We start from the raw sequence: 25,716 nt of genomic DNA, 5'->3' as shown, positions 1-25,716 counted from the left end.
GCCCTCCCAGGTCTCCCGGGTCCTTCCAGGCCCTCCCCGGCCCCTACGTCCCGCCCCGCTGGCGCACGACAGAGCTCGACCGTCCCTTCACCACCTCCAGCTGGGCGTGGATGCGCCGGCGCAGGTCCGCGACATGGCTGACGATCCCCACGCTGCGTTCCCGCTCACGCAGCGTGTCCAGGACGTCGAGCACCTCGTCCAGGGTCTGGTCGTCGAGGCTGCCGAAGCCCTCGTCGATGAAGAGTGTGTCGAGCCGTACGCCGCCCGCCTCGTCGGTGACGACGTCCGCGAGGCCCAGCGCCAGCGCGAGGGAGGCGAAGAACGTCTCGCCTCCGGAGAGGGTGGCCGTGTCGCGTTCGCGGCCGGTCCAGGCGTCCACGACGTGCAGTCCGAGGCCGCTCCTGCCGCGTCCGGTGCGGTCGTCGGAGTGGACGAGGGTGTAGCGCCCGGACGACATGCGCTGCAGCCGCACGGTCGCCGCGGCGGCGACCTGTTCCAGCCGGGCGGCGAGGACGTAGGACTCCAGGCGCATCTTGCGCTCGTTGTCCGCGGAGGTGCCCGCGGCGAGGCCCGCGAGACGTGCCACCCGGTCGTACTCCTCGCGCCGCGGGGCGAGCCGCCGTACCGCGGAGAGCGTGCGCCGGGTGAGCCGGTCGAGTTCGGCGCACCGCCGGGCGGCGTCGTCGCGGGCGGAGACGGCCTCCCGCAGGCGCCGGCCCGCGGCATCGGCGGACCGTTCGGCGCCCGGGAGATCGGCGGGCGGCAGCTGGGCCGCGGCGGCGGTGTCGTATTCGGCGAGCACGGAGCGCACCGCCGCCTCCTCCGACTGCCAGGCGTCCAGCCTGCGTTGGAGTTCCCGGTGGGCGGCGTCGTCGAGCAGGGCTTCCGCGGCGGCGCGCGGGGTGTCGAACCCGGCGCGGAAGGCGGCGTCGGCGAGGCGGGCGTCGGCGTCCTTGAGCCGCTGGGCGACGTCCTGCGCGGTGCGGGCCGCGTCGGCGGCCTCCGTGAGCAGTTCGGCCCGGCGCTCCAGTTGCGCGGCGCGTGCGGCGACGCTCGCGGCATCACCCCGTGCCTGCGCCAACTCCCCTTCCAGGGCGACCCGTTCCCTTTCCAGTGCGTCGCGCAGGGAGGCCCGTGAGGCGGCCCGGCGGGCGGCCTCGTGCTGGGCGGCGACCCGGCGCTCGTGCTCCTGCTCGGCCCGGTGCAGGGCCTCTCGGGCGGCGTGCAGTCCGGAGGCTCCCGTTCGTGCCTCGGTGTACAGCCGCTCCAGCTCGTCGGCCTGTTCGGCGAGACGGTCGGTGGGTGTGTCGCCCGCCTCGGCGGTGGCGGCCGCAAGTGCCTGCCGTACGACGCCCAGGCGTTCCTCGTCCTCGTCGCGCTTCTGCTCGGCCCGCCGGTACGCGGCGAGCGCCGCCTCCTCCGTCTGCCGGTCGACGTGCCCGGCGACCTTGCGTGCGGGCGCGGGGTGCTCGGTGGCGCCGCAGACGGCACAGGCCTCGCCGGCCGTCAGTCCCTCGGCGAGTTCGGCGGCGATGCCCTGCAGCCGCTGTTCCTTCAGGGCGAGCCATTGCTCGTGGGCGGCCGAGGCGCGTTCCCTCGAGGCCAGCGCGCGTGCCTGGGCGGCATCCGTGTCCTGGGCGAGCTGGTCGCGCAGCCGGGCCGCCCGGAGCCGCCCCCGGGCGGGCTCGCGCTGGACGTCGAGCTGTTCGGCGCGGGCGGCCGCCTCCTGCGCGGACTCGATGCGCGCCCGCAGGTCCGCACGGGTGGCGTCCCACTCCGCGAGCCAGCTCTCGGCGTCCTCGAGGACGTCCTCGTCGGCCCGTTCCTGGCGGTCCAGGTGGGCGCGTTCGGTGGCGAGTTCCGCCAGCCGGTGCTCGGCCCGGCGAGCCGCCTCCAGGCCGCCCAGTTCCTCGGCGGCCTTGCGGGCGGCGGCCGCGAGTCCGGCCGCGCCGGCGTCGGCGAGGCCGTCGGGGAGCAGGGCACGCGTGCGTGCCTCCTCCCGGACGGCCCGCCGGTGTTCGGCGTCGGTGGTGTCGCGCAGTTCCAGGGCGGGCGCCACCGCTTCCGCCTTCCGGGCCCGCTCCATGCGCGTCCGTGCCTCGCGGTGGGCTTCGGCCCGCGCCTCGAGGAGTGCGGCCCGCTCGTGCGCCTCGGCGAACCGCCGTTGCAGCCGGGCGACTTCGCGTACGTCGTCCAGGGCGCGTTCGGCGGCGGACTGCGCCGACTCGGCGGCGGTGAGCCCGCACTGGGCGATGGTGAGTGTCTCCCGGGCCGTGCTGCGGGCGACGGCGGCCCAGGAGAGCACGGCCGAGGCGAGTCCCGGGTCGCCGGGGGCCGACTCGGGCAGCGGCAGTTCGGCGGCGCCCCCCGCCGCCTGCTGCATCCGGTGCGCGTCCGCGAGCAACTCGGCGTCACCGGCCCGGACTTCGGCTTCCGCGGCCCGCTTCCGCTCGGTGAGTTTCTGCTCGGCCTCCGCGAAGCGGCGGGTGTCGAAGAGCCGACCGAGGAGTTTCCCGCGGGACTCGGCGTCGGCTCGCAGGAACCGCGCGAAGTCGCCCTGCGGCAACAGCACGACCTGGCAGAACTGTTCGCGGCTCATGCCGAGCAGCTGGGTCATCTCCTCACCGATCTCCTGGTGGGAGCGGCTGAGGTCCTTCCAGGTGCCGGCGACGTACTCGCGCAGCCAGCTCTGGGCCTTCTCGGTGGTCATGCCCTTGCCGCGCAGTTTGGGGCGCTCCCACTGGGGCTGCCGGGTGACCTCCAACCGGCGCCCCCCGACGGTGAGTTCGAGGAGTACCTCGGTGCGGTTGGCGGGGGCAGCGTGGTCGCTGCGGAGCGACAGGCCGCTGCTCTGGCGGGCGCCGGGGACCGTGCCGTACAGGGCGTAGCAGACCGCGTCCAGGACGGAGGTCTTGCCGGCGCCGGTCGGTCCGTGCAGCAGGAAGAGACCGGCGGCCGAGAGGTCGTCGAAGTCGACCTCCTGGGTGCCGCCGAACGGGCCGAAGGCGGTCATCCGCAGCCGGTGCAGCCTCATCGGGCGACCTCGCGGACGGTCTCGTCGGCGCGTACGGCGTCGAACGCGTCCCGCAGCACGGCGCGTTCCTGGTCGTCCGGTCCCGTGCCGCGCACATGGGCCACGAAGTCCTCCGCGATCTGCTGGTCGCTGCGTCCCGCGAGGCGCCGGGCGTAGGACACGTCCGGGTCGTCGGGGGCGCGTTCGGGCTCGAAGACGAGGTTGAGGGTGTGCGGGAAGCGCTCGGACAGGCGCGCCATGGGCTCGGAGGGGCGGACCGGGTCGGTGAGCGTCGCCTCCACCCAGGCGCCTTGGTGACGCGCCAGTTCGGGATCGGCGAGCAGTTCCTCCAACCGCCCCCGGATCCGGGCGAGCGGGCGGGGCACCGGGCAGTCGATCCGCTCGGCGGCGATGGAGCCGTCGGCTCCGAGGTCGACGAGCCACATGGTCTTGCGGTGGCCGGCCTCGGAGAAGGAGTACGCGAGCGGGGAACCGGAGTAGCGCACGCGCTCGGTGATGGTCTGGCTGCCGTGCAGATGGCCCAGGGCCACGTAGTCGACCCCGTCGAAGACACCGGCCGGTACCGCGGCGACCCCGCCGACGGTGATGTCCCGCTCGCTGTCGCTGGGTTCACCGCCGATGACGAAGGCGTGCGCGAGGACGACGGAACGGGTGCCCGGTGGGCGGGTGGCGAGGTCGGCGCGGACCCGCTGCATCGCGGCGGCGAGCACCGTTTCGTGGCCTGCCTTCTCGACCTGGAACTCGCTCTTGACCAGGGCAGGTTCCAAGTACGGCAGCCCGTAGAAGGCGATGTCGCCGTGGTCGTCGGCGAGGACGACGGGCGTGGCGCACTCGGCGGGTGCGGTCCGCAGATGGATGCCGGCCTTGCCGATGAGTCCGGCGCCGACGCCGAGCCGGCGAGCGGAGTCGTGGTTCCCCGAGATCATCACCGTGGGCACACCCAGTTCGGCGAGCCGGTGCAGCGCGTCGTCGAACAACTCGACCGCGGCGAGCGACGGCACGGCCCGGTCGTACACGTCACCCGACACGACCACCACGTCCACGGCGTACTCGCGCACCGTGCTGACGACATGTCCGATGAACTCGGCCTGCGGCCCGAGCATGTCGGCCCGGTGGAAGGACCGGCCCAGATGCCAGTCGGATGTGTGCAGAATTCTCAAGACGCCGCTCCGACCCGCATGCTTCCCCCAACTTCACCCCCGGACCCAGGCACCGAACCAGCACGGTCTTCGCTGTCGGCACCGACCACGCTAACCCCTGGCAGCATCTGATCCCTCACGGACCTCAGTCTGCCACCGGCATGGGGCGTCGGACGGCCGTGGAGGTCCGGGGCGATCCGAAGGGTTGCCGGTGGCGAACTCCCCGGCGGTGACGCGCGAGAACGATGTCCGAGGGCCGTTTCAGGTCGGCAGCCATTGATCGAGGTATGCGTGCAGGCCCTGGCTCCCGGTTCCGAGTGCCGCGTACCCGAGGTACCCGTCGGGGCGGACCAGACCATGGGCCACGTCCGGCCAAGGGTTGTGCGTATCGAGGTGGTGGACGCTGACGAGGCCCTCACGGCCGTGCAGGAGTGGGCCGGTCCTCCGGTCGCCCCAGAGTCGGGGCGGACCAGCGAGGAGCAGGTGGAAGCCCGGCGCGGCGGCCAGGGCCTGGATTCCGCGGGGCAGGTCGGGCAGCCGGTCTCCGGCCCGAGGGCCCTTGCGCGGCGGACGCGGTCCGATGGTGGAGAGCGGGCTGCTCCGATAGTGGATGCCCAGCTCGGAGACCGTACGGAAGACCCGTCCGCGCAGGCCGTCCGCGCGCAGCGCCAACGGGGCCAGTCGCGGGGCGAGTCGGGCGCGGGCCAGGCGGATGAGCGGATGGTGGCTGGTGCCGATGGTGAAGGCACGGTCGGTGAAGCGGAGCACGCTGTGCCCGATCGGGGCACGCTCGGCTTCGTAGGTCTCCAAGAGGGCTCCCGGAGCGGCGCCCCGGCAGACGAAGGCGAGCTTCCACCCCAGGTTGAGGGCGTCCTGTATGCCGGTGTTCATGCCCTGAGCGCCGGCCGGGCTGTGGATGTGGGCCGCGTCCCCGGCGAGGAAGCAACGACCGGCGCGATGGCTCACGGCTCCACGATTGTGGATACGGAAGTCGGTCATCCAGACCGGATCGCGGAGCACCAGCCGCTCGTCGGCGTACCGGTCGACGACGCCCTGCAACAGATCAAGCGTGACCTCGGTGTCCGGCGCGTCCTTCGGCCACATCGCCAGCATCCGCCAGGTGGCCGGTGAACCGAGCGGGAAGAAGAAGAGCATCCCGATCTCTGTCATGAACGTATGCGCGGCGCCCTGTTCCAACCCGTCGACCTCCAGATCGGCCAGGAGAAACGTCTGCGGGTAGGCATACCCCTCGAAATCGATGCCCGCCTGGCTGCGGACGCGGCTGTGGGCACCGTCGCAGCCGACGACGTAGCGGGCGCTCACGGTCTCCTCCGTGCCGTCCCGCCGCCGCAGCCGACACTTCACGAGTCCGCTCTCGCGCTCCAGCCTGAGCAGCTCCGTGCCGCGTTCCACCGGCACATCCTGCTGACTCAGATGCTCCGTGAGGACCCTCTCCGTCTCGGCTTGCGACAGGAAGAGAAGGTAGGGATACGGGGTGTCCTGGAATCCGATGTCGAACAGCGGTAGCTGCACGGCGACGCCACGAGGCAGATGCATCCGCAGCTGAACCGCCGGGTTACCGCGCTCGACCAGTCGCTCCGTGACCCCGAACCCGTTCAGCATCTCGAGTGTGCGCGGCTGGATGGCCAGGGCACGTGACTCACGCACCCGGTCCGGAGACCGATCGACGATCCGGAAGCCGGTGTCGTACGAGCGCAGCTGCGCGGCGAGCGCGAGCCCTGTGGGACCTGCACCCACTACCAGCACATCCAGTGGTGCCGCCATGAACCCACGATAGTGCAGGCCCTGCCCACCGACGCGCGATGTCCGACCAGGCCATGGCCCTGATCGCAGGCCGCGGCAACGGTCGCGTACACCCTGCGACCGGGCCCGCGCGCATCGGCGGCACCAACCGCCACCTGCCCCGCCATGGCCCTTGGCCGCGTCCTCGTTCTCCGCGCTTACCGGCGTGTTCATGCCGCGTTCAGTGGGTGCTTCGAGACTTGCCCGCCAGGCATGATCACAATCGATGATCGAGAGGCTTTTCGATGAAGGACCGGCACGACGAGGATTCCGCGCGTTCGGCAATCTCCCGGCGCCAGTTAGTCAAGTACACGGGTGTGGGGGCGACGTTCGTCGCTGCGAGCCCCCTGGCGGCGGCGAGCCCTGCTTCGGCGGACGCCGCCGACGACCGCAACTACGGTGCGGGCGCCCGAAAGAGAGTGTGGCGGGCCGGCGATCACCATGTGCACTCTGAGTACAGCGGCTCGTTCGACACATCGACCAACCCGCCCCGATTCCAAAAGGGCGCCGACGCGGTGTATCCGATCGTCACCAACGCGATCATGGCGAAGCATTTCGGTCTCACCTGGGCCATGTGCACCGACCACGGCGGGCCGACGCACTCGAAGGTGAACCTCGAGCAGGCCTATCCCGACCTCCTGCGGTCCCGCATCCTCGTGCCCGAGGTGCTCCAGTTCTGGGGTATGGAGTTCGACGCTCCCGCGCTCGACCACCACACGCTGATGATCCCTCACCACGCTGGTGAGGCACAGCAGTTGTTCGAGTTGGAGAGCCGCTTCGCCAAGAACGACGCGTTCCCCGCCGATCCCGGGCGCAACACCGAGGCCAAGATGATCGAGTTCTTGAAGGCCGCCAAGGACATGCGGCAGAAGCCGCTGGTGATCGCCCATCACGCCGCACGGTCGGCGACGGGCCTCGGCGTGTACGGGCAGGACACTCCGCGCGAGTTCCGCAACGGCAACAACGCCGCACCGGATGTCTACGTCGGCTTCGAGGGCGCTCCCGGACACCAGGCCGGCCCGCTCAACGGGGACGCGCGCGGCGGCTACGGCAACCATCCGACCTACGGTGGCTTCGACCAGATGACGGCCCGTGTCGGCGGACTGTGGGACTCTCTGCTGGGCGAAGGCCGCCGTTGGTGGATCACCGCGACCTCGGACTCGCACGTGCACTGGACACGCGGGGGGACCGACTTCTGGCCCGGTGAGTACAGCAAGACTTACGTGTACGCCCGGCAGGACTACGCCGACATCATGGACGGGCTCCGCAACGGCCGGATATGGGTCGGGACGGGGGACCTGATCACCAGCCTCGACCTCACGGCCGGCAGCCGCGGCCGAAGCGCGGCCATGGGCGAGACGCTCGTCGTGAGCCGCCGCCACCGCGGCGATGTCGACATCGAGGTCAGGTTCCGGCCGCTGACGGGCAAGAACGCGAACGGCGACCGTCCGGAGGTGCGGCGGGTCGACCTGATCGTCGGTCAGGTCACGGGCCCCAGCTCCAACCCGGACTCCGACACCAACCCCACCACGAAGGTCGTGGCGCGGTTCGGTCCCCGTGACTGGCGGAAGCAGGGGCACGAGTACGTCATCAAGCACACCCTGCGCAACGTCGAGACAGACCTCTACGCTCGAGTGCGCGGCACGAGCACCGACGAGGCCGAGCCGCTCGCCGACGGGCTGGAGAGCCCGTGGGAGGACCTCTGGTTCTACTCGAACCCGGTGTTCGTCCAGGTCCGCTAGTGCCGCAGCGGCTCGGCGTCAGCGCTGGGTCCGCCCCGGCGTATGTCGTCGACATGGCCGGGCCGCTGCTCAGGCTGCCCGGCCCGCGCCTCGGCGTCGGGATCCGCCGGGGACTGGGGTGAGACGTGCCGGCCTGCTTCCTGGGCACTGTGGGCACTGTGCACCCTCGCCACGTTTCGCCACGGCGGTTCCAGGACGTGCGCTGTGCGCTGTGCCCTGCGCACGTCCACTTCACGCGTCCCCGTAGGCCTCGCCCCCGAGCTCCAGCCTCGCCGTTCCCGCCGTGGCGTCCGCGAGCCAGGACCGGAAGTCCGGTACCTCCGCCTCGGGCAGCCCGATCTCGATGGTGACCGCTTCCGCGTACCGCACGTCACGCACGTCCCGTCCGGTGGCGCGCAGTTCGTTCTGCACCTTTCCCGCGCGCTGGTGGTCGACCGTCAGCGTGGCCAGCCGGAAGCGTTTGCGGGTGATGGTGCCGAGGGTGTCCAGCGCTTCGCCGACCGCGCCGCCGTAGGCCCGGATCAGCCCGCCCGCGCCGAGCTTGACGCCTCCGTAGTAGCGGGTGACGACGGCGACGGCGTACCGCACATCCCGGCGCAGCAGCATCTGCAGCATCGGTACGCCCGCGGTGCCGCCGGGCTCGCCGTCGTCGCTCGCCTTCTGGATCGCGGCGTCCGCGCCGATGACGTAGGCGTAGCAGTTGTGGGTGGCGTCGGCGTGCTCCTTGCGGACACCGGCGATGAACTCCTGCGCCTCCTGCTCGGTCGCCGCGGGCGCCAGCGCGCAGAGGAAGCGCGAGCGGTTGACCTCGGTCTCGTGCACGCCGGCGCGGGCGACGGTGCGGTACTCGTCCTGCATCCGGTCAGCCTATGCGCACCCCCGGTGACGGCTGTCCGCCCGGCCGGGCTTCAGGGGTCCTTTCACTATGAGCGTCCGATCAGGTCGCGTGGTCTGGTGCCGTGCATCGCAAGGCGCCGGAAGGTCCTCGTAGCGGAGCTACTAGGACCTTTGGCAACGCGGCGATGGGGGTGCCCCCTGCTCGAGCGCAGCCGAGAGCTTGGGGGAGCGGTGCCAGACCACGCGACCCGGGCCGGCATAGTGAAAGGACCCCTCAGTCCTTCCGGCCGCGCGGCACGATCATGTCGGTGAGCAGCGCGGCGCCCGGGGCGAGCGACCGCCATGCGCCGCCCTGCCAGGTGAGGACCGCGATCGCCGAGGTCGGGAACTTCGTCCGCACGTCGTCCAGCGCGTCGTCGAGGCCGTCCCCGGCCAGCTCGAGAACCAGGTCCTCGAGGCCCGGGTTGTGGCCGATCAGCAGCAGCGTCCCGACCGCTGCGGGCGTTTCCCGTACGACGGCCAGCAGTTCCGCCGCGTCGGCCGCGTACAGCCGGGGGTCGTGGCGTACGGGCGGCGGGACTGCCCACTGTGCGGCGGCCAGCTCCCAGGTGCCGCGGGCCCGGACCGCGGTGGAGCAGAGGACGAGGTCGGGCACACAGCCGACCGCGTCGAGTACCCGCCCCGCCTCCGGCGCGTCGCGGCGTCCCCGGGCCGCCAGGGGCCGCTCGTGATCGGGCACACCCGCGGGCCAGGCCGACTTGGCGTGCCGCAGGACGACGAGCCGCCGCGACGGTCCACCGGACTCGGGCCGACCGACTGCCTGACCGCGGACGGCCTCCCCGCCACGGCCAGCCACCTCGCCACGACCGACCACCTCCTCGCCGCAGGCGGACTCCCCGCCTCGGGACGCTGCGGTGCCACGGGACGCTGCTGAGGTGCCACGGGGTGCTGAGGTGCCACGGGGTGCTGAGGTGCCATGGTGTGCCGCGGTATCGGTGCTCACATCGGCCCTCCGATCTCCCGTGCCAGTTCCACGCCGAGCACTCGGTCCGCGTAGACGAACGCCTCGAAGAGCGCGCCCCGCGGAACGTCGTCGGCGCCGCCCCGTTCCAGCCGGTCCAAGGTCTCGATCAGGGCCGGTAGGTCGAGGTCGTTCTCCCAGGTGCCGCGCAGCTCGCGCCGTACGTCGTCGGGGATGGGACGGGACGGTTCCGTGGCCCACCGGGCGACGCTGCCGCGCCACCGGCCCAGTACCTCAGCGGCTTCGGCCAGTTTCTCCTCCGTGAGGCGCAGGGGCATCCCGCGGGGATGCGCGAGCAGCGCCAACCGCAACGCCGAGGCGGAGACGGAGACTGAGGCGGGACCGGATGAGGCGGCGCCGGAGGCGGGACCTGAGGCGGCGCCGGAGGCACCGGGAGGCCCCCCGCCGGCTCCCGCTCCCGCTCCCGCTCCCGGTTCCGCGTCCGGCCACACCGCCGCGTCGGCCGCCGCCCACTCCACCCCGGCGACTTCGATGTGCACACCCCCGTCCACCCCGCCACCGCGGGCGCACACCTGGACCCCCCGGCCTCCCCCGAGCTCCCCCGCGACCCGGGCGATGTCGCCCTGTGCGTCCGGTGGGCGGATACCCAGGGCAGCCGCCCACGGCCGCACCTCCGCGGGCAGGTCCGGTGTGATCAGGCCGGTGCGCACCGGGGCGCCGCCGATGTCGAGCGCTCTGGCCAGCACGTCGGCGACCAGCAGGATGCGTACGGCCGTCGGCACGTCGGCTCCCCTGGGGTGCGCGTCGACGCGGGTCAGCCGTCCGGAGGCGAGCGCCGCGGGGGCGCCGGTTCGGGAATCTGTGATGTGGAGCACGGGCCCGAGCGTAGGCGGACGGCGGCCGGGTCGCAGGGGGCAGGGCCCAAACCGGAGGAGGCGGGGCCCGAACCGGTGACGCCCAGCTGTGGAACCCGGCGCCGTCTCACCGAGTCCCCGACGCCCCTGTTCAGTCCACCGGCCCGAGCGGCAATCCGGTGTAGTTCTCCGCCAGTTCCGCCGCGGCGTGCGGCGAACTCGCGACGCGGTCGAGCTGGGACAGCTGCAGCCGGGTCTCGAAGGCGGACTGCCCCTCGTCGACGTGCAGCGTGGTGGTCATGAAGTACGAGAAGTGCTCGGCCCGCCAGACCCGGCGCAGACAGGTGTCGGAGTAGGCGTCGAGCAGTTCGGTCGAGCCGGTGTCGCGCAGGTGGATGAGGGCTCGGGCGAGGACGATCACGTCCGCGGCGGCGAGGTTCAGTCCCTTGGCCCCGGTCGGCGGCACGATGTGCGCGGCGTCGCCGGCCAGGAAGACCCGTCCGTAGCGCATCGGCTCGGTCACCGAACTACGCATGGGCAGTACCGCCTTGGCGGTGACGGTGCCGCGCTTGAGCCGCCAGCCGGCGTCGGCGGTCACGGCAAAGCGGGTGTCCAGCTCGTCCCAGATCCGCTCATCGGGCCAGTCCGCCGGGTCGGTGCCGTTGGGGACCTGGAGGTAGAGCCTGCTGACGGACGGCGAGCGCATGCTGGCAAGGGCGAATCCGCGCTCGGAGTGGGCGTAGATCAGCTCGTCGTAGACGGGTGCGGCGTCGGCGAGGATGCCCAGCCAGGAGTACGGGTAGGTCCGCTCGTACGTCGTGCGCACGCTCTCCGGCACGGCGCCCCGCGTGACTCCGTGGAAGCCGTCGCAGCCGATCACGTAGTCGCAGGTCAGCGTCTTCTCGACGCCCTCGTGGGTGTAACGGATCACGGGCCGCTCGGTGTCGGCGCCCTCCACCGCGTGCGCCTCGGCCTCGAAGAGCAGCGGTCCGCCTTCGTCGAGCTGGAGAGCGATGAGGTCCTTGACCACCTCGGTCTGGGCGTAGACCCACACGCGTCGGCCGCCGGTCAGGGCGGGGAAGTCGATTCGGTGGGCGCGTCCGTCGAAGCGCAGTTCGATGCCGTCGTGGACCAGGCCCTCGCGGTCCAGCCGCGCTCCGGCGCCGGCCTCTCGCAGGACGTCGACGGTTGCCTGCTCCAGGATTCCGGCGCGCTGCCGCTGCTCCACGTAGGCCCGGTCGCGGCTCTCCAGTACGACGCTGTCGATGCCGGCGTTGTGCAGCAGACGGGCGAGCAGCAGTCCGGACGGGCCGCCTCCGATGATCCCGACGGTGGTGTGCATGACCTCTCCTCGTCTTGTTCGCCTGGTGAAACTCTCTTCACCAAGGCGTTCCTCCGAGTGTCCGCACAGTCCCGACCCCTGTCAATGGGCGTGCCTCCGTCGGCCGGACAACAGCGAGAACACTCGGCCGGGCGGCCGACGCGCCGAAAGCCCACCCCCGCCCGAACCACCACAACCACCCCTGCCCGAACCCCACAACCACCCCGCCCGAACAAGCAGGACAACCCTGCCCGCACCCCCGCAGCCGCCATCGACCTGGGAATCCCGGCGGACCGCTCGCTGTTGGGGCGAACAGCAAGCAGGGCCCGAAGCCGAGGAGGCGACCGTGTACGGCGACGCAGCGACGATCCGCAGGATTCTCACCGATCTCGGCGACACCTGGGCCATCGTCGGCCTCTCCGACAACCGGAGTCGGGCCGCCTACGGGGTCGCCCGGTTCCTCCAGAGCCACGGCAAGCGCATCGTGCCCGTCCACCCGAAGGCCGAGACCGTGCACGGCGAGAAGGGCTACCCCTCATTGGAGGCCATCCCCTTCGAGGTCGACGTCGTCGACGTCTTCGTGAACAGCGATCTCGCGGGGCCGGTGGCCGACGACGCCGTCCGGATCGGCGCCAAGGCCGTGTGGTTCCAACTCGGCGTGATCGACGAGCGGGCGTACGAGCGCACCCGGGAGGCGGGCCTCGACATGGTCATGGACCGTTGCCCGGCCATCGAACTCCCGGCCCTGGGCTGACCTTCGAATCACCTCGGTCACTGCGCGAACCGCGAGCGGGCCGATACCGAACGATTGACCGGGGAAGTCGGCGCGCCCCTCGCATTGACGACCTCGTCCGGCTGTGAGCAAACCCGCTTGACGGACCCGCCCCGGATGTAGGCCCTGGGTAAGGAGTTGCCGACAGACCGGTTAGTCTGTCGCCGTGATGAGAGACGCGTTACAGAGTCTGTCCCCCGCGCACCAGGAGGTGTTGTACGCGACGTATTTCGCGAAGCGCACGCCTCGGGAGGCAGCCGTGGTCCTGGGCATTCCGCCGGGGACCGTGACGTCCCGGTTGTACTACGCCCTGCGCCAACTCCGACTCGCCCTGCGGGAACGGGGCGTCGTGATGCCCGAACGCGGATACGTGGACGGCGCCGCGGGCGCGGAGGGTGCAGCGGGCGCGTGGATGGCCCAGGGTCCGGGGAGGGCCCAGGGTCCGGGGAGGGCCCAGGGTCCGGGGGTGAACCTTCGACCTTAACCCAGCCCCTGGCCCTGGGTCGGACGTTTGTCATAGCTGAGCGTTAGCATCAGATCACACCATGTAGAGTCCTCGCCGTTCGCCGTCGTGCACATGCGAGGAAGCATGCTCTTGTCACGGGTCACGCCCGTCCCCCAACCTGCGGCACACCCTCCGCTCCGGGCCCCGCGTCGGGCCCGGAATCCAACCGGGCGCAACCGGCGCGACAGACGCATCGGGACGGGCACCACGGGCCATCGTCCCCACCTCCGTCGGGACGTCTCCGACCAGGGGACCGCCACCCCACGGCGCCGCCCCACGCGGCCACCTCATCGCGCGTCCCGACCGGCGCTGCCCCACACCACACGGCCGCCTCATCGCGCCACACCACCGGCGCCGCCGAACGTGACCGCTCCAGAGCGCCACCCCACCCCGCCAACCCGCCTCAGCCGCCCCACACGGCCCCACCCTCCCCTATCGCCGACGCCGCACAGCCGACGTCGCATCACCTCCGTCGCACCACCTCTTCGGCCCGTCGCTCCCTTCGGTCGACTCCCCGTTCCCCGCAGGAGATTCAGCGTGACCACAAGCCATGACCCGATGGTCGGCGTTCGCGCCGCCGGGGTCGCTCCCGTGCCAGACGCCGCAGTCCGCGGCGAACTTCGTCCGACGGGACCCCGCCGATGACAGAGCACGACATCGCCGTCACCGGCATCGGTCTGGTCACCCCGGCCGGCATCGGCACCCAGGCGACCTGGCGGGGCCTGCTGGAGGGAGCTTCCACGGCCACCGTGGACCCCGAACTCACCAAGCTGGACGTCGACTTCACCTGCCGGGTGGCCGCCTTCGCCCCGGAGGAACTGCTGGGCCGCACCTTCGACTGGCGGCCCGACCGGGCCGCCCAGTTCGCACTGGTGGCGGCCCGCGAGGCGGTCATCGACGCCGGCCTCAGGAGCGGCGGCTGGGACCCGACACGGGTCGGCGTGGTCCTCGGCGTCGGCGGCAACAGCCTGGACCGCTATCCGCGCGAGTACGCCCGGATCAACGCGGGCCGCGCGCACAAGATGCCGCCGCTCGCCCTCGCACGCAGCGTCCCCAACATGGTGTCCGCCGAGGTCGCCCTCGACCTCGGCGCCCGCGGGCCGAGCCTGTCCGTGACCACCGCCTGCGCTTCCGGGGCGACGGCCCTGGGCGTGGCCCGTGATCTGCTGCGCGGCGGCTCCTGCGACGTCGTCGTCACCGGCGGGGCCGAATCCGGGTGCTCCTACGCGTCGGTGGCCTGCTACCAGCAGACGGGCACGCTGTCGGAGCACCTGGACGACCCCGAGGGTGCCTGCCGTCCCTTCGACCGGGACCGGGACGGCGCGGTGCTCGGCGAGGGCGCCGGGATCCTGGTGCTGGAGCGGACCGCGCACGCCGTCGGACGCGGTGCGCGACCACGGGCGCTGCTCGCGGGCTTCGGTGCGACCAGCGACGCCCACGACCTTTCCGACCCGCATCCGGAGGGCCGGGGCGCCGCCGAGGCGATGACCATCGCACTGCGCGACGCCGGTCTCGGCCCCGCCGACGTCGGTCATGTCAACGCGCACGGCGTCTCGACGGTCCCGGGCGACCTCGCCGAGTACCGTGCCCTGCACACCGTGTTCGGCACCCCGCCGCCCGTCACCGCGAACAAGAGCGTCCTCGGGCACGCCCTCGGCGCAGCGAGCGGCATCGAGGCCGCGGTCACGGTGCTCACGCTCCAGCAGCAGGTCATTCCGCCGACGGCCAATCTCGACAGCCTCGACCCGGCCATCGAGCTGGACGTCGTACGCAAGTCCCCCCGGCACGCGACGATCCGCGCGGCCCTCAGCAACTCCTTCGGCTTCGGCGGCCAGAACGCCGCCGCCGTGTTCACCTCCGCGACCTGACACATCAAGTCATCGTCCCTCCGGTGTTCCACGGTGTACGCCCACCGTGGAACGCGGCGGCGGCGGAATCCGCCTCCGACGGACGGTGCCGTTCTCAGGCGCGCGGCGCCGCCGGATCGTCACGCCCGACGACCGTGCCGGGCACGACGCGCGGCGCCGTCCCCGCCCGCGGATCGCGCAGCGCCTTGGCCTCGCTCTTGAAGACACGCGTCGCCCGGCCGGCCGAACGGATCAGCTCGGGCCCCTTCTTGACACCGAGCGCAACGATGACGACGAGGAGGATCAGGGCGAGTTCACTCAAGCCGAACATCTGGACTGCTCTCTTCCGGGGACGGACGGGGTCGCACGGGCGCGGACCGCGGCCGGTACGAGAGGCGTTCCGGCACGGGAGGCAATTTACAGGGCTGTACAACCCGGCGAAACGCTCCGTCGCGAAGCCGGTGCACGTCAGGACACATTCGCTGTCAGGGGTCTCCCGTCGGGCCGTACCGGCCTCGCCGCTTTCGTCAGTCGTGCGCCGGACGGTTGCTCAGACGGTGATCCGCCAGGTTCAGGGCCTCCGCCACAACACGACGGAGGTGGCCGTCGGGCAGCGAGTAGACCACCCGGCGCCCCTCCTTGCGGGTAGCGACGAGCCCCGCGAGCCGAAGCCGGGCCAGATGCTGACTGACCGCCGGACGCGCGGCACCACAGATCTCGGTGAGGGTGCTCACGTCCGCCTCACCGCCGGTCAGGGCATGCAGCAGGGTGAGCCTGGTGCGGTCCCCCAACAGGGCGAGCAACTCCGCGGCGAGCGCGAACTGCTCCTCGCCCGGATTGCGCGGATGCGCATCGTTCGCAGATGAAAGGTGCATGCGTGCGCTCATACGCACATAATGGGCCAGGGGCGGGGCAGAAGTCCACCGTCCGACGCGGCCCCGCGACCGCGCTCGCACGCCCGAAAGGGGAAGCTCGTGACCGACCGGCCCGGAGACACCCAGCCGTACGAGGACGGGGACGCCCACCACACGCCGGGGCCCGGCCCCACGTCACACACCGGCACCCACGACCCCCACCGGCACGAGCACCGCCGGCACGACCACGAACATGCGCACCTCCCGCACGACCACGGCCTCCGCCGACACGACCACGAGCACGACCCCGGCCGGCACGACCACGATCATGTGCACCGCCCGCACGAGCACAACCACTCCCCCGCGCACACCCCCCTCTCCTGGCTCCGCCACCGGCTGTCGCACGCCTTCACCCCGCACTCGCACGACACCGCCGACAAGGTCGACCGGGCCCTGGAGTCGTCCGCGCGGGGGATGCGAGCACTCTGGATCTCGCTGGGCGTCCTGGGTCTGACGGCCGCCGTCCAGGCGGGCGTGGTGGTCCTGTCCGGCTCCGTCGCCCTGCTGGGCGACACGGTGCACAACGCCGCCGACGCGCTCACGGCCGTGCCGCTCGCCATCGCGTTCGTACTCGGCCGACGCGCGGCGACCCGCCGGTTCACGTACGGATACGGGCGGGCGGAGGATCTGGCGGGGATCGCCATCGTGCTCACGATCGCCGCTTCGGCCGCGTTCATCGCGTGGAGCGCGGTCGACCGGCTGCTCGACCCGCGGGCCATCGACCACGTGGGGGCGGTCGCCGCGGCCGCCCTGATCGGCTTCGCGGGCAACGAGTGGGTGGCCCGCTACCGCATCCGCGTGGGCCGGTCGATCGGCTCCGCCGCACTCGTCGCCGACGGACTGCACGCCCGCACGGACGGCTTCACCTCACTCGCCGTCCTGCTGAGCGCGGGCGGCGCGGCCCTCGGCCTGCCACTCGTCGACCCACTTGTGGGTCTGGCCATCACGGCCGCGATCCTGCTGGTGCTGCGGGACGCGGCGCGCGAGGTCTTCCGGCGGGTGATGGACGCGGTCGACCCGGCTCTCGTGGACGCGGCCGAGCACGCCCTGCGGAGGGTCCCCGGGGTCACCGAGGTGGGCGAACTGCGGTTGCGCTGGGTGGGGCATCGGCTGCGGGCGGAGGTCGCGGTGGTGGTGGACGGAGAGTTGACAGTACGTCAGGCACACTGTGTGGCGGTCGAGGCGGAGCACGCACTCCTGCACGCGGTGCCCCGGCTGACCGCGGCCCTGGTCCACGCGGACCCGTCCCCGCGCCCCGGGGAATCGGATCCCCACCAGGCCCTGTCACACCACGCGAGGACGTAACGCACGGGCCGCTCAGCCCAGCCCCAGACCGTCCAGCACCACCACGCCGGGCAACTCAGCCCAGCCCCAGACCCTCCAGCACCACCACGCCGGGCAACTCCGCGAACGCCTTCCCCGGCACCAACAGCTTCCCCCTGCGCCGCCCGCTCCCGACCAGCACGTACGGCAGATCCACCACCGCGGAGTCCACCAGGACCGGCCAGGCCCCGGGCAGCCCGATGGGCGTGATGCCGCCGTACTCCATCCCGGTCTCCCCGGTGGCGGTCTCCATCGGCGCGAAGGACGCCTTGCGGGTGCCGAGTTGGCGACGGACCGTGCCATTGACGTCCACCCGCGTGGCGGACAGCACCACGCACGCCGCGAGCGTCGTCTCCGCACCCCGCTTGCCCGCGACGACCACGCAGTTCGCGGACTGGTCGAGCAGTTCCCTGCCGTAGTGCTCCAGGAACACCGCCGTGTCCGCCCACTGCGGCTCGGTGTCGACGTAGAGGATCTGCTCGGCGGGCACGCTGCCGCCCCAATGGCGTACGGCCTCGGCCACCGGTGGCGGAAGCTCTTCGAGGCAGTCGGGAGCGGGCGTGGCGTTGTCGAAGTGTCCGATGGGTGCGCGCATACCGGCACGCTAACAGGGCCACCTCACCTCACGGGCGGCACCGAAACAGTCATGATCATTTCGACCGGCAGCTCCCCGTCATTGCCGTACGTGTGGGAACTGTTCGCCTCGAAGGAGGCACTCGCGCCGGTCGGCACACGGTGCGGTACGCCGTCGACGGTCAGCGCGAGTTCGCCGGCCGTGACATGGACGAGCTCCACCGTCCCCGCCGGATGCGGGTCCGAGGTGCTGCTCTCACCCGGCATCAGCCGCCAGTCCCACATCTCGAGCGGCCCCGGCGCCTCCGTCCCCGCGAGCAGCCGGTTGTAGCTGCCCGCCTCGGTGTGCCAGAGCCGCACCGCCTGCTCGGCCGGGACGATCCGGACCTTCGGGCCCTGTTCGTAGTCGAGCAAGGTGGTGATGCTGACCCCGAGGGCGTCGCCGATCTTGACGACGGTGCCGATGCTGGGGTTGGTCCGGGCCTGCTCGATCTGGATGAGCATGCCGCGGCTGACCCCGGCCCTGGCGGCGAGCGCTTCCAGGGTGAAGCCGCGCTCGTTCCGCCAGCGCTTGACGTTGCGCGCCAGGGACTGGGTCAGCAGGTCGAGGTCCGACACATTCCGTCCACTCTGTCCGTCCACTATTGTGGATGACTCAGTACAGTCCAATGAACTATGCTGAGGTGCACCTGATCGTTCACTGAACTGTACTGCGAGGAGCCCCATGACCACGTCGTTCGCCCTGGCCACCAGCCTCCTGTGGGGGCTGGCCGACTTCGGTGGCGGACTGCTGACCCGGCGCACCCCCGCGCTCACGGTGGTGGTCGTCTCGCAGTCGATCGCGGTGGCGGTGCTGGGCGCGATCGTGTTCGGCACCGGCGCCTGGAGCGAGGCGAGCGGTCAGCTGTGGTTCGCGGTGGCGGCGGGCCTGGTCGGGCCGGTGGCGATGCTCGGGTTCTACAAGGCGCTGGCCCTCGGCCCGATGGGCGTGGTCTCACCGCTCGGCTCGCTCGGTGTCGCCGTACCCGTCGCCGTGGGGCTGGTGCTCGGGGAACGCCCGGGGCTGCTGCAGTTCGCTGGCATCGCGGTCGCCGTGGTCGGAGTCGTGCTCGCGGGCGGACCACAGTTCAAGGGCGCCCCCGTACAGCGGCAGGCCGTCTGGCTCACCCTGCTCGCCGCGGTCGGCTTCGGCGCGGTGATGTCCCTGATCGCGGAGGCCTCGACGACGATCACGGGCCTGTTCCTCGCCCTTTTCGTACAGCGCGTGATGAACGTGGCCGCGGGCGGCGCGGCGCTGTACGTATCGGTGCGGCGCGGCGCGCGGGCACTGCCCGAGGACGGCTTCCCCTGGCGCTCGCTCCCCGCCCTCGGCTTCGTCGGGCTCGCCGACGTCGCCGCCAACGGCACCTACGCGATCGCCGCCCAGCACGGCCCCGTCACGGTGGCCGCCGTACTGGCCTCGCTCTACCCGGTGGTCACGGCACTGGCCGCCCGCGGCTTCCTCAGCGAGCGGCTGCGCGCGGTGCAGGCGGCGGGAGCGGCTCTGGCGCTCGCGGGCACGGTGCTGCTCGCGACGGGCTGAGCCACCACGACGCCCGCCGCCGCAGGGGGCGTCCGCCGCCGCAGGGGGCGTCCGCCGTCATTCCCACCCAACTCCACAACCGCACCTGCTAGTCGAGCTCCGCGAGCCGCGCGGCCCCCTCCTCGTCGAGGTCCGCCAGCGCCAGCAGCTGCTCCGGCGTGACCCCTTCGGGTATCGGCACCGGTGGCGGGGTGCGCAGCGGCGGCTGCCAGCCGTCCACCGGATCCCAGTGCCGTACGACCCGGGCCGGCGCCCCGGCCACCACCGAGTGGTCCGGGACGGCACCGCGGACGACCGCCCCGGCCGCCACCACCACGTTCCGCCCGATCCGCGCCCCCGGCAGGATCACCGCCCCCGTGCCGATCCAGCAGCCGGACCCGATCGAGACCGGGTCCATGCGCGGCCACTGCTTGCCGATGGGCTCGTGCGGGTCGTCGTAGGAGTGGTTGGTCGAGGTCACGTACACATAGGGCCCGAAGTAGCAGTCGCTGCCTATCGTCACCGTCGTGTCGGCGATGACATGGCTGCCGCGGCCGAGTACGACACCGTCGCCGATGCGCAGGATGGGGTCGGGGCCGAGGTCGAGGTCGGGCATCAACCCGGCCGTCAGGGTGACCTGTTCGCCGATGATGCAGTGCGCGCCGAGGTGGATCCAGGGCTCTCCGAAGACCGTGCCGAGCGGGAAGGCGAGTCTGGTACCCGTTCCCATGGCGCCGAAGGCGAACCGTCCCGGGCGTTCGGCGCTCACCGACCCCGTGCGCTGCACCCAGGCCCAGCCGACGTGGACTGCGCGCTGCGCGAGGCGCCGTCGCCATGACGAGAACGTGTTCCTGCTCTTGGGCACCCGCTCACCGTACTCAGGGCGCTCCCGGCGCACGGGCCGATACGGCTGTGATCTTCGCCCCACCCGCCCGGCCGGGCTCTGGCGTCCATGCCCTACGGTTCCGGTGAGCACACCGGCGAGGGCGTGGGACGAAGAGAAGAGGGGAACGACGATGGGGCGGACGACGAGGCGGACGTCGATGAGGCAGCATGCGCTGATCACGGCATTCGGCGGCAAGGAGCCGGAGGTGGACGACGCGGCCTTCGTCTCCCCGACCTCCGTGCTGATCGGCGAGGTGACGCTGCTCGCCGGCGCGAGCGTCTGGTACGGGGCGGTACTGCGTGCGGACTGCGGACCGATCGTCCTCGGTGCCGACAGCAACATCCAGGACAACTGCACGCTGCATGTCGACCCCGGCTTCCCGATCTCCATCGGCGCGCGGGTGTCGGTCGGGCACAACGCCGTGGTGCACGGCGCGACGGTCGAGGACGACTGTCTGATCGGCATGGGGGCGACGGTGCTCAACGGCGCGGTGATCGGCGCGGGTTCACTGGTCGCCGCACAGGCGCTGGTGCCACAGGGCATGCGGGTGCCCCCGGGCTCACTCGTCGCGGGCGTACCCGCCAAGGTCAAGCGTCCCCTGACCGACGAGGAGCGCGAGGGCATCACGCTGAACGGCACGTACTACACGGAACTGGCGAAGGCGCACAGCCAGGAGTACGGAGACTGACGGAGACCAGGTGCCCCGAAGGCGGGCGCGGGGGCTACGCGAGCAACCACCTACGTCCCCGCCCGGGCCGAGGCACAGGTCCCGGCCCGAGGCACTAGTCCGCGGCCGGAACCGCCTCGGGTTCCGTCGCCCCCCGCTCGGCGGGAGCGGCGGCGGACGCGGCCTCGGCGGACTTCTTCGCCTTGCGCTTGAGCACCAGCATCGAGGTGAGTCCGACGAGCACGGCCGCCACCAGCCCGAGCCAGGAGAACCGCTTCAGCCAGGACTCCGCGACGATGCCGACGTAGTAGATGACGGCCGTGGTGCCACCCGCCCAGAGGATGCCGCCGAGGACGTTGGCGATCAGGAACTTCCAGTACGGCATGCGCAGCACACCCGCGAGCGGCCCCGCGAAGATCCTCAGCAGGGCGACGAACCGGCCGAAGAAGACCGCCCACATGCCCCACTTCTCGAAGGAGCGCTCGGCGGTGGCGATGTTCGCCTCACCGAAGTGCTTGGGGAACTTGCCGCCGAGCCAGGCCAGCAGCGGCCGCCCTCCCTTGCGGCCGATGGCGTAGCCGATGGAGTCGCCGATGATCGCGCCCGCGGTGGCGCAGATACCGAGGATGAGCGGGTCGATATCGCCGTGCTGGGAGGCGAGCAGCGCGGAGGAGACCAGGATGATCTCGCCCGGCAGTGGAATGCCCAGACTCTCCAGGCCGATGACCAGGCCCACCAGGATGTAGATACTGACCGCCGGCACGGTCTCGAGCCATTCCTGGACGTGCAACGCAGCTCCCTTTCCCCGACAAAAGCTGGCGGATTCGGCCTACCCGGAGGATTCCGGCGAAACCGACGAACCCGGCGTGCGTTTCCCCCCGACGCACGCCGGGAAGCCTACCTGTTCACTCTGTCGGAGCGGAGTCCCACAGGTCGCACCGGTGCTCCCGGTGCACGGTCCCGCTCAGCGTGTTCCCTCCCGCGGAGGCCGTCTTCAGCGACAGCACCAGGCCGTCCTGGGTCCGCTGGTCCGGCATGGGCGGCTGGCCGTCCGCACGCGGCGCCCCGCCGCGGATGAACGACCCCCAGTACTGCACCATCCGCCGGGCGAGCACCTTCTGCTCGGCGTTCAGGGGTGTCCGCAGACCGAAGTGCTTGAAGAGGTACTGCACTTCGTTGACGTGGGTCGCACCGAACGGGAAGTCGGTGTCGAGGTTGCGCAGCGAGGCGAACGGAGGCGAGGTGCGGTCGGCGAACTCGTAGGAGTAGACGGGTCCGCGCCCCTTGAGCTCTTCGCCCAGCCGCAGCGCCGGGCAGGCCATCAGGAAGTCACCGAAGGCGGTGCCGTAGGCAAGCGTGGGCGACGGATGACCGGACAGCGGGTAGCGCCGCAGGGCCCGCTCGCCCTGTTCCGGGCCGAAGACGGAGGTGAGGACGCCGGGGTACTGCTCGGCCGTGAGGGGTGTCCCGTTCGCGTCGAACTGCCCGAACGCGAACATGGTCCCTTCGTCCTTGTTGGCCCCGTTGAGTACGGGGACCCGGGCCGCGGCGCCCTTCCGGAACGCCTCGAAGGGTTGCAGCGGCAGGAAGTCACCGCCGACGACCGGACCCCAGTCGTAGCGGCCCTGCGCCTGGAGGATCTCCTGGGCCGGCTTGCCGCGCAGGCAGGCCACGTCGGAGCAGCCCAGCTGCCGGGCGAAGGCCGCCCCGGAGGTGTCCGCGTCCCGTTGGGTGCGGGCCGCGCAGTCGCCGTAGGCACCGCTCTGCACGATGCCCGCGCGGTACAGGCCCCTGGCGGTCGGTGACGCCATCTGGGTGCACACCGACCGGCCGCCGGCGGACTCGCCGGCGATGGTGACCCGCGCCGGATCGCCGCCGAAGCGGCCGATGTTGGCGCGTACCCAGCGCAGTGCCGCCTGCTGGTCGAGCATGCCGTAGTTGCCCGAGACGCCGTCGCGGGCCTCCCGGTCGAGGTCGTCGGTGGCGAGGAAACCCATCGCTCCGAGGCGGTAGTTGACCGTGACGACGACCGCGCCGGTCTGCCGGGCGAAGGTGTCCGGAACCACGTCCTCGCCGGCGCCCGCCGTGAGCCCGCCGCCGTGCAGCCACACCATCACGGGCCGCTGCGCCGTGCCGTCCGGGACAGCGGCGCTCCCTTCGGGGACATAGGCGTTGAGGTAGAGACAGTCCTCGGTATAGCTGGGCTGCTCGTAGCCGGGGTCCCAACTCGACGTCTGCACGCAGCGGTTGGGGAACTCCGTGGCCTGGCGGACACCTTGCCAGGGTCTTACCGGCCGCGGCGCCTTCCAGCGCAGATCGCCGACGGGCGGCTGGGCGTACGGGACACCGAGGAACTGCCGTCCCTCGGAAGTGACTTCGCCTTGGATTCGGCCGGCGTCGGTACGGACGAGCGTGGAACCGCCCGCCGCCTGTGCGGGCGTTGGTGCCGCGACCACCGCGGCGAGCAGTGTCGCTCCGGCGGCGAGACCGCGTAAGGCCATGGATCCGAGCATGAGCCGTCACCCTCCTTCCGTGCGCGGGCACGACGGTGTGCACCGCGGCGCGCCCCTGGCGGATTGTGCGTTCAACCTCTGAACTCGCCATGAACCAGAGGGAAGTTGGCACACCGTTCGCACCAGTGACGCGGCGGGAAAACTACGGCCGCGAGTGACTCGTGTCAACGACCTGAACGAGAAACGGCGGACTCACCGACAACAACCGAAGGATTCCGGTCGGAAGCCGGCCCGGACCGGATTCCACCAGGAGCCGCACATCACCGGGGCGACGCAGTGGAGGGGCGAACATTGCCGGACGCCGAGACCCCGCCAGGCAGGCAGGCGGGCTGGGGTCTCGTCGCGCAACGAGGGTCAGGCTTGCAGTTGAGGGGGCCTGCTCAGCCGTTCGGGCGCAGGGTCCAGACGACCGTCATCTCGCCGGTCACCGCTCCGTCGCCGCGCTGGATGGTGACGGACACCGGGAACTCGGGGCGCTCGCCGGCGTCCAGTTCCGCGACGACGTCCGCGGCGGGGCGGCCCAGTGTCGCGGTGGCCGTCACGGGTCCCATGGCGAGCTTCCTGTACGCGATCTCAGCGCGGACGGCGAGCGGGACGGCGCGTGCGAGCTGGTCGCCGAAGGCGGCGAGGACGACCGCGCCGCTGGCGGACTCGCCGAGCGTGAACATCACTCCGGCGTGCGGCCCGCCGACATGGTTGTGGTACTCGCTCTGGTCCGGAAGGGTCATCACGGCCTTCTCGGGCGTGGTCTCGAGGAACTCGAGGTTCAGGGTCCGGACCATGGGCACGGTGGCGGCGAGCATCTCGCCGATGGACATCTGGACTGCGCTCATGAAGCGAGGTTACCCGCGAGTAGGAAGCTTTGGCCATGACCTGGCACACAGCTTGGTCCCCGGCGAGCGATCGCCGTCACACCCCGGGCCGAGCCTCATCAAGTGCAAAGCCGGCGAAGCAAAGTGACCGAATCGTTCCCCCGGCCGCACTAGGGTTACTGCCCATGTGGCCAGGAAACCAGCCGCCCGGGGGCGAGCAGAACCCGCAGCACCAGGACAACCCCTACCAGCAGCCGGGGTACCAGCAGCCGAATCCGTATCAGCAGCCCGGCTACCAGCAGCAGAACCCCTACGGGCAGCAGCAGGGACAGCCCGGATGGGGCACGCCCACGATGCCGCTCGGCGCCACTCCCCCGCCCGGGCCACCGCACGACGACAGCAAACGGACGAAGATCGTCGCGGTCGTCGCCGCCCTGGCGGTCGTGGTCACCGCCGTGGTCACCGGAGTCCTGGTCCTGGGCGGCGGCGAGGACGACGCGGCGGACGGTGGCTCATCGGACAAGGCCAAGGAGTCCCCCACGGTGGAACAGCAGCCGAGCGCCTCCGTCTCGTCGGGGAACCCGCGCGAGGCCGACGACGGGAAGCCGCTCATCGCCGGCTGGAAGACCGTCGTCAACCCCAAGTGGGGCACCGCCTTCGACGTTCCCTCGGACTGGACGATCGAGTCCCCGGGGACGTTCATCGGCTTCGAGGACGCGCAGAAGGGCGACGGCTCGGCGATCGTGGGAATGTCCGCACCGGCCTTCTACAAGGACAAGTGGTGCACGTCCGACGACAACAAGGACGGCAACACGGAGGACACCGCGCTGGCCGCGGCAGGCACCAAGGGCCAGAACGGTGCCAAGAGCACGGATGCCGCGGCCCGCAGTGACTCGGCCACCTGGGCCTGGGCCGGTTACACGGAGCAGACGAAGGCCGACGAGAAGAAGATCGTGATAGGCAAGCCGGCCGCGTACAAGTCGAAGGGCGGGGTCGAGGGCAGCGTCGCGTCGAGCTACACGACGGGAGTCGTCAAGAAGGACAAGTGCGACTCCGACGGGAAGGCGACCACCTTCGCCTTCAAGAACTCCGCGGGGGACTTCGTGTCGTGGACGTTCTACGGGGCCAAGGGTGTCAGCGGTGAGGTGCCTGAATCGATGATCAAGCAGATCATGAGCACCGTACGACTGCACGGCGAGCCGACCGGACCCTGAGCCGGACCCCGCCTCCCGACGAGCCCTGGAACCACCGGGCGCCCTGGCGCGACAGCGAGCTCCGGGTCCTGGCGGGCCCTGGATCCTGCGAGCCCTGGGTCCAAGCGAGCCCCAGGGTCCTAGCAAGCCAGCGAGCCCCAGGGTCCTAGCAAGCCTTGGCGCCGAGCGAAGCCGGGGACGCCCTGGCGAACCCCGGTCCCCTGGCGAACCCGATCTCCCGGCGAGGCCCGCACTCCCAGCAACCTCCGGACTCCCAGCGAACCCTGAAAGTCTCCCAGCCAGCGCCGGACTCACAACCAGCCCCGGACTCCCGGCGCACCCCCGACTCTCGGCGGACCCCAACTCCCCGCGACCCGCAACTCCCGGCGCACCCCCGGCTCCCAGCGGACCCCCGGCTCCCGGCGGACCCCAGCCCCC

Annotated in this window: 22 protein-coding genes and 1 pseudogene; 8 read left to right on the top strand and 15 right to left on the bottom strand. The window is 71.7% G+C overall.

Annotated elements, in window-relative coordinates; all coding sequences use genetic code 11:
- Window positions 1-43: 43 nt before the first annotated feature.
- From EF387_RS14980 to EF387_RS14970, 3 genes are all read right to left on the bottom strand, one after another.
- The gene (locus tag EF387_RS14980; protein WP_128377045.1) at window positions 44-3,034 is read right to left on the bottom strand and encodes an AAA family ATPase; all 2,991 of its coding nucleotides are present in this window, start codon (window positions 3,032-3,034) and stop codon (window positions 44-46) included.
- The gene (locus EF387_RS14975; RefSeq protein WP_128377044.1) at window positions 3,031-4,194 is read right to left on the bottom strand and encodes an exonuclease SbcCD subunit D; all 1,164 of its coding nucleotides are present in this window, start codon (window positions 4,192-4,194) and stop codon (window positions 3,031-3,033) included. The genes EF387_RS14980 and EF387_RS14975 overlap by 4 nt, the downstream gene beginning before the upstream one ends.
- 240 nt (window positions 4,195-4,434) lie before the next feature.
- The gene (locus EF387_RS14970) at window positions 4,435-5,958 is read right to left on the bottom strand and encodes an FAD-dependent monooxygenase (protein ID WP_128377043.1); all 1,524 of its coding nucleotides are present in this window, start codon (window positions 5,956-5,958) and stop codon (window positions 4,435-4,437) included.
- Between the two features lie 263 nt (window positions 5,959-6,221).
- Here EF387_RS14970 and EF387_RS14965 point away from each other — a divergent pair, with 263 nt between their 5' ends.
- The gene (locus EF387_RS14965; RefSeq protein WP_128377042.1) at window positions 6,222-7,718 is read left to right on the top strand and encodes a CehA/McbA family metallohydrolase domain-containing protein; all 1,497 of its coding nucleotides are present in this window, start codon (window positions 6,222-6,224) and stop codon (window positions 7,716-7,718) included.
- A gap of 231 nt (window positions 7,719-7,949) precedes the next feature.
- Here the strand turns inward: EF387_RS14965 and EF387_RS14960 are convergent, their stop codons facing one another.
- From EF387_RS14960 to EF387_RS14945, 4 genes are all read right to left on the bottom strand, one after another.
- The gene (locus EF387_RS14960; protein WP_128377041.1) at window positions 7,950-8,576 is read right to left on the bottom strand and encodes a YigZ family protein; all 627 of its coding nucleotides are present in this window, start codon (window positions 8,574-8,576) and stop codon (window positions 7,950-7,952) included.
- 253 nt (window positions 8,577-8,829) lie between these two features.
- Complete coding sequence (locus EF387_RS14955) at window positions 8,830-9,411, bottom strand: SixA phosphatase family protein (RefSeq protein WP_128377040.1); 582 nt, start codon at window positions 9,409-9,411, stop codon at window positions 8,830-8,832.
- A 143-nt stretch (window positions 9,412-9,554) separates the two neighbouring features.
- Complete coding sequence (locus EF387_RS14950) at window positions 9,555-10,412, bottom strand: hypothetical protein (protein WP_128377039.1); 858 nt, start codon at window positions 10,410-10,412, stop codon at window positions 9,555-9,557.
- Between the two features lie 130 nt (window positions 10,413-10,542).
- On the bottom strand, window positions 10,543-11,733 hold the full coding sequence (locus EF387_RS14945) for a 4-hydroxybenzoate 3-monooxygenase (protein WP_128377038.1): 1,191 nt from the start codon (window positions 11,731-11,733) through the stop codon (window positions 10,543-10,545).
- 325 nt (window positions 11,734-12,058) lie between these two features.
- Between EF387_RS14945 and EF387_RS14935 the strand changes: the two genes are divergently transcribed.
- The 3 genes and pseudogenes from EF387_RS14935 to EF387_RS14925 all read left to right on the top strand — a co-directional run bounded on the left by EF387_RS14935 (window position 12,059) and on the right by EF387_RS14925 (window position 14,857).
- Window positions 12,059-12,466, top strand: a complete 408-nt coding sequence (locus EF387_RS14935; RefSeq protein WP_128377036.1) for a CoA-binding protein — start codon at window positions 12,059-12,061, stop codon at window positions 12,464-12,466.
- A gap of 187 nt (window positions 12,467-12,653) precedes the next feature.
- A pseudogene (locus tag EF387_RS48340) lies at window positions 12,654-12,833 on the top strand (sigma factor-like helix-turn-helix DNA-binding protein); the annotation flags it as partial.
- A gap of 797 nt (window positions 12,834-13,630) precedes the next feature.
- The gene (locus tag EF387_RS14925) at window positions 13,631-14,857 is read left to right on the top strand and encodes a beta-ketoacyl-[acyl-carrier-protein] synthase family protein (protein WP_128377034.1); all 1,227 of its coding nucleotides are present in this window, start codon (window positions 13,631-13,633) and stop codon (window positions 14,855-14,857) included.
- Window positions 14,858-14,951: 94 nt separating this feature from the next.
- On the opposite strand, the gene EF387_RS14920 is transcribed toward EF387_RS14925, so the two are convergent.
- Both EF387_RS14920 and EF387_RS14915 read right to left on the bottom strand, forming a co-directional pair.
- Window positions 14,952-15,167 (bottom strand): twin-arginine translocase TatA/TatE family subunit, encoded by a 216-nt coding sequence (locus EF387_RS14920; protein WP_128377033.1) that lies wholly within the window; start codon window positions 15,165-15,167, stop codon window positions 14,952-14,954.
- Between the two features lie 196 nt (window positions 15,168-15,363).
- On the bottom strand, window positions 15,364-15,723 hold the full coding sequence (locus EF387_RS14915) for an ArsR/SmtB family transcription factor (protein WP_162467146.1): 360 nt from the start codon (window positions 15,721-15,723) through the stop codon (window positions 15,364-15,366).
- A 297-nt stretch (window positions 15,724-16,020) separates the two neighbouring features.
- Here EF387_RS14915 and EF387_RS14910 point away from each other — a divergent pair, with 297 nt between their 5' ends.
- The gene (locus tag EF387_RS14910) at window positions 16,021-17,055 is read left to right on the top strand and encodes a cation diffusion facilitator family transporter (protein ID WP_128377302.1); all 1,035 of its coding nucleotides are present in this window, start codon (window positions 16,021-16,023) and stop codon (window positions 17,053-17,055) included.
- 55 nt (window positions 17,056-17,110) lie between these two features.
- Here the strand turns inward: EF387_RS14910 and EF387_RS14905 are convergent, their stop codons facing one another.
- The gene (locus tag EF387_RS14905) at window positions 17,111-17,668 is read right to left on the bottom strand and encodes a YbaK/EbsC family protein (RefSeq protein ID WP_128377032.1); all 558 of its coding nucleotides are present in this window, start codon (window positions 17,666-17,668) and stop codon (window positions 17,111-17,113) included.
- Between the two features lie 23 nt (window positions 17,669-17,691).
- A complete protein-coding gene (locus tag EF387_RS14900) occupies window positions 17,692-18,264 on the bottom strand; it encodes an XRE family transcriptional regulator (protein ID WP_162467145.1) in 573 nt (190 codons plus the stop codon).
- Between the two features lie 106 nt (window positions 18,265-18,370).
- Between EF387_RS14900 and EF387_RS14895 the strand changes: the two genes are divergently transcribed.
- On the top strand, window positions 18,371-19,228 hold the full coding sequence (locus EF387_RS14895; protein ID WP_128377031.1) for a DMT family transporter: 858 nt from the start codon (window positions 18,371-18,373) through the stop codon (window positions 19,226-19,228).
- Window positions 19,229-19,316: 88 nt separating this feature from the next.
- Here the strand turns inward: EF387_RS14895 and EF387_RS14890 are convergent, their stop codons facing one another.
- Window positions 19,317-20,072: an acyltransferase gene (locus EF387_RS14890; protein WP_202918266.1), complete on the bottom strand. Its 756-nt coding sequence runs from the start codon at window positions 20,070-20,072 to the stop codon at window positions 19,317-19,319.
- 178 nt (window positions 20,073-20,250) lie between these two features.
- Between EF387_RS14890 and EF387_RS14885 the strand changes: the two genes are divergently transcribed.
- Window positions 20,251-20,781, top strand: a complete 531-nt coding sequence (locus EF387_RS14885) for a gamma carbonic anhydrase family protein (protein ID WP_128377029.1) — start codon at window positions 20,251-20,253, stop codon at window positions 20,779-20,781.
- A gap of 94 nt (window positions 20,782-20,875) precedes the next feature.
- Here the strand turns inward: EF387_RS14885 and EF387_RS14880 are convergent, their stop codons facing one another.
- The 3 genes from EF387_RS14880 to EF387_RS14870 all read right to left on the bottom strand — a co-directional run bounded on the left by EF387_RS14880 (window position 20,876) and on the right by EF387_RS14870 (window position 24,091).
- Complete coding sequence (locus EF387_RS14880) at window positions 20,876-21,550, bottom strand: DedA family protein (RefSeq protein ID WP_128377028.1); 675 nt, start codon at window positions 21,548-21,550, stop codon at window positions 20,876-20,878.
- Window positions 21,551-21,665: 115 nt separating this feature from the next.
- The gene (locus EF387_RS14875) at window positions 21,666-23,273 is read right to left on the bottom strand and encodes a carboxylesterase/lipase family protein (RefSeq protein WP_238431528.1); all 1,608 of its coding nucleotides are present in this window, start codon (window positions 23,271-23,273) and stop codon (window positions 21,666-21,668) included.
- Window positions 23,274-23,653: 380 nt separating this feature from the next.
- Entirely contained in the window at window positions 23,654-24,091 is a 438-nt protein-coding gene (locus EF387_RS14870; protein ID WP_128377299.1) for a DUF4442 domain-containing protein, read from the bottom strand.
- A 179-nt stretch (window positions 24,092-24,270) separates the two neighbouring features.
- On the opposite strand from EF387_RS14870, the gene EF387_RS14865 reads away from it, so the two are divergent.
- Entirely contained in the window at window positions 24,271-25,299 is a 1,029-nt protein-coding gene (locus tag EF387_RS14865) for a DUF8017 domain-containing protein (protein ID WP_128377027.1), read from the top strand.
- Window positions 25,300-25,716: the final 417 nt, after the last annotated feature.

This window comes from Streptomyces cavernae, from assembly GCF_004023625.1.
Taxonomy (GTDB): Bacteria; Actinomycetota; Actinomycetes; order Streptomycetales; family Streptomycetaceae; genus Streptomyces; species Streptomyces cavernae.
This window is presented reverse-complemented; position numbering and strand designations above follow the sequence as displayed.

Coding starts and splice junctions, on each gene's coding strand:
- EF387_RS14980 (WP_128377045.1), bottom strand. CDS start 3,034: ATGAGGCTGCACCGGCTGCGGATGACCGCCTTCGGCCCGTTCGGCGGC.
- EF387_RS14970 (WP_128377043.1), bottom strand. CDS start 5,958: ATGGCGGCACCACTGGATGTGCTGGTAGTGGGTGCAGGTCCCACAGGG.
- EF387_RS14965 (WP_128377042.1), top strand. CDS start 6,222: ATGAAGGACCGGCACGACGAGGATTCCGCGCGTTCGGCAATCTCCCGG.
- EF387_RS14960 (WP_128377041.1), bottom strand. CDS start 8,576: ATGCAGGACGAGTACCGCACCGTCGCCCGCGCCGGCGTGCACGAGACC.
- EF387_RS14945 (WP_128377038.1), bottom strand. CDS start 11,733: ATGCACACCACCGTCGGGATCATCGGAGGCGGCCCGTCCGGACTGCTG.
- EF387_RS14925 (WP_128377034.1), top strand. CDS start 13,631: ATGACAGAGCACGACATCGCCGTCACCGGCATCGGTCTGGTCACCCCG.
- EF387_RS14920 (WP_128377033.1), bottom strand. CDS start 15,167: ATGTTCGGCTTGAGTGAACTCGCCCTGATCCTCCTCGTCGTCATCGTT.
- EF387_RS14915 (WP_162467146.1), bottom strand. CDS start 15,723: ATGAGCGCACGCATGCACCTTTCATCTGCGAACGATGCGCATCCGCGC.
- EF387_RS14905 (WP_128377032.1), bottom strand. CDS start 17,668: ATGCGCGCACCCATCGGACACTTCGACAACGCCACGCCCGCTCCCGAC.
- EF387_RS14895 (WP_128377031.1), top strand. CDS start 18,371: ATGACCACGTCGTTCGCCCTGGCCACCAGCCTCCTGTGGGGGCTGGCC.
- EF387_RS14885 (WP_128377029.1), top strand. CDS start 20,251: ATGAGGCAGCATGCGCTGATCACGGCATTCGGCGGCAAGGAGCCGGAG.
- EF387_RS14875 (WP_238431528.1), bottom strand. CDS start 23,273: ATGCTCGGATCCATGGCCTTACGCGGTCTCGCCGCCGGAGCGACACTG.
- EF387_RS14870 (WP_128377299.1), bottom strand. CDS start 24,091: ATGTCCATCGGCGAGATGCTCGCCGCCACCGTGCCCATGGTCCGGACC.
- EF387_RS14865 (WP_128377027.1), top strand. CDS start 24,271: ATGTGGCCAGGAAACCAGCCGCCCGGGGGCGAGCAGAACCCGCAGCAC.